The following is a 10,441-nucleotide window of genomic DNA, read 5'->3' as shown; positions in this document are numbered from 1 at the left end:
CGCGGGCGAGGGCGTCGAGGAGGTCGAGCGCGCCGGGGCGGGGCACGATGCCGGTGCGGACGCGGGCGGCGAACTCCCGGTGCAGTTCTGCCGCGAGGTCCGTCGCCGCCGCGCCCGTGGTCGTGGCGAGCCAGTCGGCGGTGTGCTCGACCGGGCGGCCGAGCACCTCCGACTGATCCGCGTCGGTCAGGGTTCTGCCCGCGACCTGCTCGACCGCCTCCCACCACAGCCGCTCGGTGTCGACGAGCGTTCCGTCCATGTCGAACAGGACGGCCTGGAGCGGGAGTCGGGCGTGGGGGGTCACGTTTCTCTCTTTCACTGCGGGTTCACAACGGGCCTGTGGGCCCTACGGGTTGACGCGTTCTGCCACGAGTACCGGCCGTTCCGGCAGCGACACGTGTACGGCGACGCCGGCGCCCAGGGTGGTGGCCTCGTGCGTGGGCAGGTCGGCCTTGACCTCGGTGCCGTCGGCGAGCAGCACGCTGACGCGGACGACCGCGCCGAGGAAGGCGGTGCCCACGACCCGTGCGTCACCGGCGTCGTCGGCGCGCACGTCGATCGCCTCGGGCCGTACGAGCACATCCACCTCGGGTCCTGCCGGTGCCTCGCCGTCGACGGGGAGCCGCTGGCCGAGCACCTCGACGACCCCGTCCGAGAGCTGCCCCGGGAGGCGGCTCATCGTGCCGACGAACTCGGCGACGAACGCGGTGGCGGGACGGCCGTACAACTCGGCCGGGGCTGCGCACTGTTCGAGCTTTCCGGCGCGCATCACGGCGACCCGGTCGGCGATGGACAGCGCCTCTTCCTGATCGTGCGTCACGAAGAGGGTGGTGATGCCGAGTTCCTGCTGGAGGCGGCGGATCTCCTCGCGCAGGGACAGCCGCACCTTGGCGTCGAGCGCCGAGAGCGGTTCGTCCAGGAGCAGGACGCGCGGCTGGAGTGCGAGCGCGCGGGCCAGCGCGATGCGCTGCTGCTGGCCGCCGGAGAGCTGGTGCGGGAAACTCTCGCCCTTGTCGCCGAGCCCGACAAGGTGGAGCAACTCGTTGGCGCGGAACCGCCGTTCGGCCTTGTTCACCTTGCGCATGCGCAGGCCGAAGGCGACGTTGTCGAGGGCGTTGAGATGCGGGAAGAGGCTGTAGGACTGGAAGACCATCCCGGCATCGCGGCGATGGGCGGGGACGTCGGTGACGTCCTTGCCGTCGACCAACACCTCGCCGGAGGTGGGGTGTTCGAACCCGGCGAGCATGCGCAGCGCGGTGGTCTTGCCGCAGCCGGAGGGGCCGAGCAGGGCCAGGAACTCGCCGGGCTGGACGGTCAGGTCGAGTCCGTTGAGGGCGACCGTCGGGCCGAACTCCCGGCGCAGGCCCCGGAATTCGACGGTGGCGGCGTTCTCCGTGGCGGTTTTCTCAAGCGTGGTGGCGGTCATGGTTCATCCCCGGGACGAAGCGGTTTTGTCGCGCCCGCCGACACCGGCGAGCGTGAGGAGCAGTGCCCAGGTGACGACCAGGCTGAGCACGGAGACGGCGACGGAGAGCTGGGCGTTGGACCCGCCAACGCTGTAGATCCACACGGCGAAGGGCTGGAAGCCGAGCAGCTGGGCCACGGTGAACTCGCCGAGCACCAGCGCCAGCGTGAGGAAGGACGCGTTGAGCAACGCCCCGCGCAGATTGGGCAGTACGGCCCGCACCAGCGCCTGCGGCCAGCCCGCGCCGCAGCTGCGGGCGGCCTCTACGAGGGTTTTCACGTCGATGGCCCGCAGCCCGGAGTCCAGCGCCCGGTACACGAACGGCAGCGCCATCACGACGTAGGCGAGGACGAGGATGAAGGGGAAGCTCGGGTTCTGGATGGCGACGAAGGTCTCGAACAGCGGGGTCCGGGACAGGTAGTCGGGGCCCCACTTGAGGACGGTGGCGATTCCGGCGACGAACGCGATCGGCGGCACCACCAGCGGCAGCGAGCAGATCACCTCGACGACCGGGCGCAGCCGGGGCGCGCCGAGCCGTAGCGCGACCATGGCGGGCACCATCAGGAGCAGGACGACGGCGATGGTGGCGGCGGCCAGTTCCAGCGAGAGCACCAGGCTGGAGGTGAAGCCGTCGGCGGAGACGATCTGGGTGTAGGCGTCGAAGGTGATGCCCTGGCCCGGCACGTCGACCGTGAAGACCACTGACGCTGCAAGGGGCACCAGGAAGTACAGGGCGGCGAGGCCGAGGACGACCCACCGCCAGAGGTTCAGGCGTCCAGCCATCGCGCGCTCCGTCGTTGCAGGGGCAGGTACACGGCCATGACCAGGCCCGCGACCAGGACCATGTCGAGGCTGAGGGCGAGGGCCACGTTCTCCTGGCCGACGAGCACGTTGCCGGAGATGGCGTCGGCGATCTGCAGGGTGACCAGCGGGATCGAACTGCCCACCATGGCCGCGGCGGTGGCGTAGGCCGCGAAGGCGCTGCCGAAGAGGAGGACGAACCCGCCGAGCAGCGAGGGCAGCAGCACCGGCAGGGCGACGTGCCGCCAGTACTGCACGCCGGTGGCGCCGTTGTTCTGGGCGGCCTCGCGCCACTGGGTGCGCAGGCCCTCCAGGGCGGGGGTGATGGTGAGGACCATCAGCGGGATGAGGAAGTACAGGTAGACGAGGACCAGGCCCGAGAAGCTGTAGAGGTCCCAGCCCTTGTCCTTCAGGCCCAAGTGGGTCGTCAGCACACCGGCGTTGCCGAGCGTCGCGACGAACGCGAAGGCCAGCGGGACACCGCCGAAGTTGGCGAGGACCCCGGACGCGGTGAGGACGGCCTCGCGCAGCGCGCGGAAGCGGGAGGTGACGACGACCTGCGCGAGCGGCAGCCCGAGCAGGGTACCGAGGGCGGCCGAGAGGGCGGACAGCTTGACGCTGCCGACCAGCGCGGTGAAGTAGGCGCCCTGGAGCGAGTCGGTCAGGTTGACGGTGCTGTACGAAGTGGCGCCCGTCGCCTGGTTCTTGACGGTGAAGGCGCCGTTCAGCATCGCGATGGCGGGCACCCCGAAGGCGACCGCGACGAACACGAGCAGCGGGACCACGGCTATCCAGCCGGGGACGCGGCGCCGCCGCTTCTGAGAAGCGGCGGCGCCGACGTCGGCCCGCGTGAGCGTGGCCGTCATCCGGAGACGGCCTTCGCCCAGCCGGACGCGATGACCGTCTTGGCCTTGCTCTGCTGGGCCTCGGTCGGGAAGGCCGGGGTGCCGGAGACCTGCGGGAGCTTGGCGGCGGCGGTCTTGTCGAGCGTGCCGGCCGACTCCATGGAGGTCATCAGCGCCGGACGCGCGTACCCCTTGAGCCACAGGTTCTGGCCCTCGGCGCTGTACAGGTACTCCTGCCACAGGCGAGCCGCCGCCGGATGCGGGGCGTCCTTGTTGATGGCCTGCGAGTAGTACTGCGCGTACTGGCCGTCGCTGGGGATGGTGACCTTCCAGTCGACGCCCTTGGACTTGAACTCGTCGGCGTAACCGGCGTTCAGGTAGTCCCAGTCGATGGAGATGGGCGTCTCGCCCTTCTCGACGGTGGCCGGGGTGGACTCGACGGGCGTGTAGTTGCCGTTCTTCTTCAGCTTGCCGAAGAAGTCCAGGCCGGGCTGGATGTCGTCGAAGGAACCCTTGTTGGCGAGCGCCGCCGCGTACACGCCACCGAAGGCCGAACCCGACTTGGTGGGGTTGCCGTTGAGGGCGACCTGGCCCTTGTACTGCGGCTTCAGCAGGTCCGCGAAGGTGGTCGGACAGGTCTTCACGCGCTTGGCGTCGCAGCCGATGGAGATGTAGCCGCCGTAGTCGTTGAACCACTGCCCCTTCGGGTCCTTCTGGCCCGCGGGGATCTGGTCGAAGGAGGCGACCTTGTACGGCGCGAGCAGGCCCTGCTGGGCGGCGCTCAGCGCGAAGGAGGAGCCGAGGTCGAGGACGTCGGGCGCACGGTCCTGGCCCTTGCGGGAGGTCACGGCGTTGATCTCGTCCTGGCTGGAGCCGTCCGGGTTCTCGTCCGTGATCTTGATGCCGTACTTCTTGGTGAAGCCGTCGATGAGGGCGCCGTAGTTCGCCCAGTCGCGGGGCAGCGCGATGGCGTGCAGCGTGCCCTCCTTCTTGGCCGCCTTCACCAGGGCGTCCATGCCGCCGAAGTCGGCGACGGAGGTGGCGGTGGCGGCGTTCTTGCCGTCGGCGGTGGTCGACGAGTTGGTGGGAGCGGCGCCGCAGGCGCTGAGGGCGAGCGCGGCGACGACGGCGAGGGATCCACCCAGGACGGCGTTTCTCGGCGGGGACACGGTCACGGTCTCTCCAGGGGTGCGCACGAGGGTTAGAGCAGAGCGGAGAACTTGTCTGAACAAGTTGGCCTCAGTACGCCCGCCAATGGTGTCTTGTTCGTAAACATTGGCGAAACCGTGACCCCTTATTCTCTGCACACTCCCGGCTGACACGGATCACCAAGGGAACTCGACTACGCTGCTCACGCTGTGCACAGTTGCCAATTCAGAGGGGAAGCATGACGGCGCGACACGAGGAGATCGCCGACGAGCTGCGCAGGGCCATCGACCGCGAGGAGTACACAGTCGGCAGCCGGCTGCCCGCCGAGACGGACCTCGCGGCGCAGTACGGCGTCTCGCGCGGCACGGTCCGCCAGGCCGTCGCGGCCCTCACCGCCGAAGGGCTGATCGGCTCCCGCCAGGGCGCCCGCCGGATGGTGCTGGCCAGCCGCCGCAGCCAGAGCTTCGCGGAGCTGCGCAGCTTCGCCGAATGGGCGCGCGCGATGGAGCGCGAGGCGACCGGGCACGTGGTCGAGCAGGAGTACCGCCCGGCCACGGCCGAGGACGCCGTACGCCTCCAACTCCCCGAACGCACCCCGGTGTTGCACGTCCTGCGGGTCCGCGGTCTGGACGGCGAGCCGGTCCTGCTGGAGCGGACCGTATACGCCGACTGGATCTCAACCGCCGTCGAGGCCATCGAACCGGACTGCCCGTCGGTCACTCAACGCCTGTACGACGACACGGGGTTGGTCTTCGCCTACGGCGAGCACGTGATCGACGCGGTGGCGGCGGGCGCGCAGGACGCCGAGTTGCTCGGAATCCGCCGCACCAGCCCCCTGCTGCGGGTCCGCCGGGTCACAACCACCCGCGAGGGACGCCCAGTTGAGTGGTCGGACGACCGCTACCGCTCGGACGCGGTGAGCTTCAGCGTGCACAACTCGATAGGGAACAACGCGCTGGCCCGCAAGACGGCGGAGTGAGACCAGGGGCCTGAGGGCTCAACCGGCCGCCACGCAGAACTCGTTGCCCTCCGGGTCGGCCATCACCACATGGTGTCCGTCGACCTCCGTGAGCACCCGGCCGCCCGCGTCCACCAGCCGCTCGGCCTCGGCTCTGATCGCGGCCCATCTCTCCTCCGGGCCACCCCGCACCGGGACCCGGATGTCGATGTGGAGCCGGTTCTTGGCGGTCTTGGGCTCGGGCACCTTGAGGATGGACAGGCGCGGGCCGATGCCGTCGGGGTCGCACAGCCAGGCGCCGTCGTCCTCGGCTCCGTCGTCCTCCGGTTCGTAGTGCGCGATCCACTCGGCGCGCGTGGCGAAGGGCGCGGGCGGCGGCTCGTCGACGTAGCCGAGGGCCGTCTTCCAGAACGCGGCGAGGAGTTGGGCGTCGTCGCAGTCGAGGGTGAGATCGATTCGTGCTGCCATGCCCTCGACCGTACGACCCAGCACTGACAGTGGCCCCCATGTGCCCGCGCCGCTCCTACGTGGGCGAGCCGGACGAGAAGCGGCGCAGCAGCGGGGACAGCACCAGCACGGACTTCGTCCGTTCCACGAACGGCTCCCCCGCGATTCGCTCCAGCACCCGCTCGAAGTGCCGCATGTCGGCGGCGAAGACCTGGACGACCGCGTCGGCGTCGCCGGTGACGGTGGACGCGGCCACCACCTCCTGGTAGCGCTCCAGGCCCCGTCGGATGGTGTCGGGGGAGGTGTTGTGCCGGCAGTAGATCTCGACGAACCCCTCGGTCTGCCAGCCGAGCGCCGCCGGGTCCACCCGTACCGTGAAACCGGTGATGGCGCCGGTCGCCCGCAGCCGGTCCACGCGCCGCTTCACGGCGGGCGCGGAGAGGCCGACCAGGTGCCCGATGTCCGCGAAGGAGCGGCGGGCGTCCTCGGCGAGGGCGTGCACGATGCGTTCGTCGAGTTCGTTCAGCACTGCGGGCGGTTCACTTCTCTGCGCTGGCCGGGTGGGAGCGGCGATGGCCGTATACGAAGTAGAACACGGGCCCGACAGTGCTGCCGAGCACCCGGTTCAGCCCTCGTCCGGGTCCCCCGCGAGCGCCCGCGCCTCGGCCAGGTCCTCCTCGTCGAAACCGATCCGCCCGGGCTGTCCGTACACCTCCGCCTGTGCGTCGATCCAGCGCGTGTGCGCCTCCCAGGCGGCCTGCTTGCTCATGCCGAGCGCGGCCCCGATCTGCGTCCAGGACGCACCGGCCTCACGGGCCGCGCGGACGGTGAGCTGACGGCCGTAGGCGGCCTTGCGGGCGACGACCTCGCTCAGGGCGAGCAGTTCCAGCGTCTCGACCTTGTCGAGGGCCTCGGCGTCGCTGCCGAAGCCGGCGAGGGACTCGCGGGTGCGGAGGTTGTCGAGGCGGGCGACGGCGGTGAGGAGGGTGTGCTCGGGTTCGATGCTCTGGGGTGTGGTCATGCGTTCAGCGTTGCGTCAAGGCTACTTGACGTCAAGAGGGCCTGACGGCAGCTCCTTGACCAGGAAGGTGCAGTGGTCGACCCAGTCGCGCAGACGGCCATCGGTCGTCTCGTACGACCAGCGGTCGTAGTAGTCCGTCAAGGGTGCGTAGCCGAGCCGTGCGTACAGGACGGCCGCACGGGGGTTGTCCTTCGCGACGCCGACGCCGACGTCCGTGATCCCCCGCTCCACGGCGAGTTCCTCGGCGGCACGGATGAGCGCCGTACCGATACCCCGCGAGCGGAGTTCCTCGGGCCACACACCGAGCCCGCCGATCTCCAGGCAGCCGGGCCGCGCGGCCCGTACCTCGCGCGCGTCGCAGCCGGTCCAGCGCAGCTCTGCATGCCCGACGGGCCGCCCGTCCAGCCAGGCGACGAGATACGTGCTCTCTCCCCGCTCCTGACGCGCGAAGCGGCGGGCGTGGAACGAGGTGGCTCCGAGTGAGCCGATGTGCTGGTCGAGCAGCGCCACGTCGGCGGCTCCGCAAACGGCGATGTCCATGGACCAGACAGTAGGCGTCACCACACTCCGACGGCCCCTGAATATCCCGTGCGCCGGGACAACAGGGGCCGCAGGAAAGGGAATTGGCTCAGCTCCAGCTGGCGTGCAGTGGCTTGCCCTCCGCGTAGCCGGCCGCGCTCTGGATGCCGACGACGGCCCGCTCGGCGAACTCCTCAAGGGAGTTGGCGCCGGCGTAGGTGCAGGAGGAGCGGACGCCCGCGATGATCGAGTCGATCAGGTCTTCGACGCCCGGGCGGGCCGGGTCGAGGAACATCCGTGAGGTGGAGATGCCCTCCTCGAACAGCGCCTTGCGGGCACGGTCGTAGGCCGACTCGTCCGAGGTGCGGTTGCGGACCGCGCGCGCGGACGCCATGCCGAACGACTCCTTGTAGAGGCGGCCGTTGGCGTCCTGCTGGAGGTCGCCCGGGGACTCGTACGTGCCCGCGAACCACGAGCCGATCATCACGTTCGACGCACCGGCCGCGAGCGCCATGGCGACATCGCGCGGGTGGCGGACACCGCCGTCGGCCCACACGTGCTTGCCGTACTTCTTCGCCTCGGCGGCGCACTCCTTGACGGCCGAGAACTGCGGGCGGCCGACGCCGGTCATCATGCGGGTGGTGCACATCGCGCCGGGTCCGACGCCGACCTTGATGATGTCGGCGCCCGCGTCGATGAGGTCCTTGACGCCCTCGGCGGCGACGATGTTGCCCGCCACGATCGGGACCCGCGGATCGAGGGCGCGCACCTGCTTGATCGCGCTGATCATCGACTCCTGGTGGCCGTGCGCCGTGTCGATGACGAGCGTGTCCACGCCCGCGTCCAGCAGCTGCTTGGCCTTCTGCACGAAGTCGCCGTTGATGCCGACGGCGGCGGCGATGCGCAACCTGCCGTCCGCGTCGACGGCCGGCGAGTACAGCGTGGCGCGCAGCGCGCCCTTACGGGTGAGGATGCCGGCGAGCCTGCCGTCCTTGTCGACGGCGGGCGCGTAGCGGCGGTTGGCGCCGTCCAGCCTGTTGAACGCCTCGCGCGGGTCGATGTCCGCGTCGAGCAGCAGCAGGTCCCGGGACATGACCTCGGCGAGCTGCGTGAAGCGGTCCACACCGGTCAGGTCGGCGTCGGTGACGACACCGACCGGGCGCTGGTCCTCGTCCACGACGACACCGGCGTTGTGCGCGCGCTTGGGCAGCAGGGCCAGCGCGTCGGCGACGGTCTGGTGCGGGGCCAGCCGGATCGGGGTGTCCAGGACGAGGTGGCGGCTCTTCACCCAGGAGACGACCTCGGTGACGACCTCGATCGGGATGTCCTGCGGAATGACCACGAGCCCGCCGCGCCGGGCCACGGTCTCGGCCATGCGCCGGCCCGCGATGGCGGTCATGTTGGCGACGACCAGCGGGATGGTGGTGCCCGTGCCGTCCGGGGAGCTGAGGTCCACGCCCTGACGCGAGCCGACCGCGCTGCGGCTCGGCACCATGAAGACGTCGTCGTACGTCAGGTCGTACGGGGGCTGGATGTCGTTGAGGAAACGCACGTGCTGCACATCCCAGTCGATCGAGGTGACCCCCGGACAGGTCAGCCAGGGGGAAGAGCACGTACTTCATTGTCCCATGTCAGGCGGAATGCCATGCCTCGGATCATTGTCCAAGCAGGTCGGCGGCCTCTCTGGAGGAACGCCCAAACGAACCTGTGATTCATTTGTGGGCAACCTTCGGGACACCTCGGCCATCGAACCGTGCATGACTTCCCACCGCACGGTGTTCGGCGCGGCGCTGGCCGCCGTAGTGCTCGCCCTGGCACCCGGATCGGCCGCCGTGGCCGCCGATCCGTCCCCGCTTCCGACCCAGGCCTACGCGACGATCAGCGCCGAGCCACAGCTCAACGTGGGGGCGGCTGCGCAGTCGGCCACCGTGAGCTGGAGTTTCGCGGACGACGGTGCACCGGTGCCGCTGCCCACGAACATCGCACTCGTCATCGACGCCCGTGATCTGGCGGGCGTCGCGAGCGTCACGGTCGACGATCCGCGGTGCACGGCCGACGAGCAGGTCTTCACCTGCGTCAACAAGGACGTCTACCAGCAGGAGTCGGTCGACTTCACCCTGCGTGCGGCCACGGGCGCCGCCCTCGGCGCCAGCGGCACGATCAAGTACGCCGTCACCGCCGACCACGGCACCGGCGCCACCGCGCAGAGCAAAGTGGTCGTCGGCGTCCCGAACCTGGTCGTCGGCAAGGTCCCGGACGTGACGCACGCCAAGCTCGGATCCCGGATCGAACTGCCGCTCCGGCTCCGCAACACCGGGGACCTGGCCACCGACCGGCGCATCATGCTGCGCTGGGAGTCGGTGGGCGGTCTGGTCTTCGACCGGAAGTTCTCCAACTGCATGTACGGCGACGGCGACGACCCGGTCGAACCCGGCAGCCAGGCATCCGTCACCTGCGTCTTCACGGCCCCGGTGGCCGCCGACGCCACCGTCGAACTGAGCAGCCCGCTGACCGCCACGGTCGGCGCCCACGTCCTGACCGCCGTGACCGACTACTCGGCCGAACTGCTGAAGCCCGGCGTGCAGCCCGGCGGCGGCCCCTACCGGGGCACCGGGCCGGAGCTCACCCTGGTGCCCGCCTCCGGCGCGGGAGACGGTTTCGAGAGCGGCGCCACGGGCCGGGTCACCGTCGCCGCGGACAGCTCCGCCGATCTCGCCGCCACGGCGGCCGTGAAGCCCGGCCGCGGGGCGGGCCAGTGGACCCTGACGCTGAACGCCGTGAACCACGGCCCGGCCTCCGCGTACGGAGTCGACGGCAAGGCGGTCGCCATGGTCGACGTCCTCCTGCCCAAGGGCACGGTCGCGACCGGCAACGCCTTCGAGGAGGGGGAGGACGGCCCCTACGGCGAGTGCCTCCTGTGGGTCGGCGCCACCGAGACCGCTCGGTTCGAGGCGGGTCACCGGCACTACGTGTGCCCGGTGCCGCGCGGTATCGCGGCCGACGCGAGTCAGCTGTTCGTGCTGCGGGTGAAGGCGGCCAAGGACTACCGCGGCGCCAAGGGCACCGCGACCGTGCTCCCCGGCCCGGCCGGCATCCCGCTGCACGACCCGAACACCGCCGACGACAGCGTCACGTTCGCCTTCGACACGTCGACCGCGTCGCCCACGCCGAGCGCGTCCGGAACATCACCCACGTCACCCACGCCGGGAGCATCGGGCGGCGCGTCCGCCACGCCG

11 protein-coding genes and 1 pseudogene are annotated in these 10,441 nt (G+C 70.5%); 2 read left to right on the top strand and 10 right to left on the bottom strand.

Annotation, left to right across the window (positions count from 1 at the left end):
* From R6V09_RS35345 to R6V09_RS35325, 5 genes and pseudogenes are all read right to left on the bottom strand, one after another.
* Window positions 1-259: pseudogene (locus R6V09_RS35345) on the bottom strand (HAD-IA family hydrolase); the annotation flags it as partial.
* A gap of 87 nt (window positions 260-346) precedes the next feature.
* On the bottom strand, window positions 347-1,426 hold the full coding sequence (locus R6V09_RS35340) for an ABC transporter ATP-binding protein (protein WP_317885548.1): 1,080 nt from the start codon (window positions 1,424-1,426) through the stop codon (window positions 347-349).
* Window positions 1,427-1,429: 3 nt separating this feature from the next.
* A complete protein-coding gene (locus R6V09_RS35335) occupies window positions 1,430-2,248 on the bottom strand; it encodes an ABC transporter permease (RefSeq protein ID WP_317885547.1) in 819 nt (272 codons plus the stop codon).
* Window positions 2,233-3,132, bottom strand: a complete 900-nt coding sequence (locus R6V09_RS35330) for an ABC transporter permease (protein ID WP_317885546.1) — start codon at window positions 3,130-3,132, stop codon at window positions 2,233-2,235. Before R6V09_RS35330 ends, R6V09_RS35335 begins: the two co-directional genes overlap by 16 nt.
* Window positions 3,129-4,286: an ABC transporter substrate-binding protein gene (locus R6V09_RS35325; RefSeq protein WP_317885545.1), complete on the bottom strand. Its 1,158-nt coding sequence runs from the start codon at window positions 4,284-4,286 to the stop codon at window positions 3,129-3,131. Before R6V09_RS35325 ends, R6V09_RS35330 begins: the two co-directional genes overlap by 4 nt.
* Before the next feature lie 212 nt (window positions 4,287-4,498).
* On the opposite strand from R6V09_RS35325, the gene R6V09_RS35320 reads away from it, so the two are divergent.
* Window positions 4,499-5,239: a GntR family transcriptional regulator gene (locus R6V09_RS35320; RefSeq protein WP_317885544.1), complete on the top strand. Its 741-nt coding sequence runs from the start codon at window positions 4,499-4,501 to the stop codon at window positions 5,237-5,239.
* An 18-nt stretch (window positions 5,240-5,257) separates the two neighbouring features.
* Here the strand turns inward: R6V09_RS35320 and R6V09_RS35315 are convergent, their stop codons facing one another.
* The 5 genes from R6V09_RS35315 to R6V09_RS35295 form a co-directional block, all read right to left on the bottom strand.
* A complete protein-coding gene (locus R6V09_RS35315; RefSeq protein WP_317885543.1) occupies window positions 5,258-5,686 on the bottom strand; it encodes a VOC family protein in 429 nt (142 codons plus the stop codon).
* A gap of 55 nt (window positions 5,687-5,741) precedes the next feature.
* A complete protein-coding gene (locus tag R6V09_RS35310; protein WP_262062324.1) occupies window positions 5,742-6,194 on the bottom strand; it encodes an Lrp/AsnC family transcriptional regulator in 453 nt (150 codons plus the stop codon).
* A 96-nt stretch (window positions 6,195-6,290) separates the two neighbouring features.
* Window positions 6,291-6,686: a hypothetical protein gene (locus R6V09_RS35305; protein WP_317885542.1), complete on the bottom strand. Its 396-nt coding sequence runs from the start codon at window positions 6,684-6,686 to the stop codon at window positions 6,291-6,293.
* 21 nt (window positions 6,687-6,707) lie between these two features.
* Window positions 6,708-7,226: a GNAT family N-acetyltransferase gene (locus R6V09_RS35300; protein ID WP_317885541.1), complete on the bottom strand. Its 519-nt coding sequence runs from the start codon at window positions 7,224-7,226 to the stop codon at window positions 6,708-6,710.
* Window positions 7,227-7,314: 88 nt separating this feature from the next.
* On the bottom strand, window positions 7,315-8,757 hold the full coding sequence (locus R6V09_RS35295) for a GuaB1 family IMP dehydrogenase-related protein (RefSeq protein WP_317885549.1): 1,443 nt from the start codon (window positions 8,755-8,757) through the stop codon (window positions 7,315-7,317).
* A gap of 205 nt (window positions 8,758-8,962) precedes the next feature.
* Between R6V09_RS35295 and R6V09_RS35290 the strand changes: the two genes are divergently transcribed.
* A partial coding sequence (locus tag R6V09_RS35290; RefSeq protein ID WP_317885540.1) for a hypothetical protein occupies window positions 8,963-10,441 on the top strand: 1,479 nt, incomplete at its 3' end.

Origin of the sequence: Streptomyces sp. W16 (assembly GCF_033194735.1) — a bacterium.
Lineage (GTDB): Bacteria > Actinomycetota > Actinomycetes > Streptomycetales > Streptomycetaceae > Streptomyces.
This window is presented reverse-complemented; position numbering and strand designations above follow the sequence as displayed.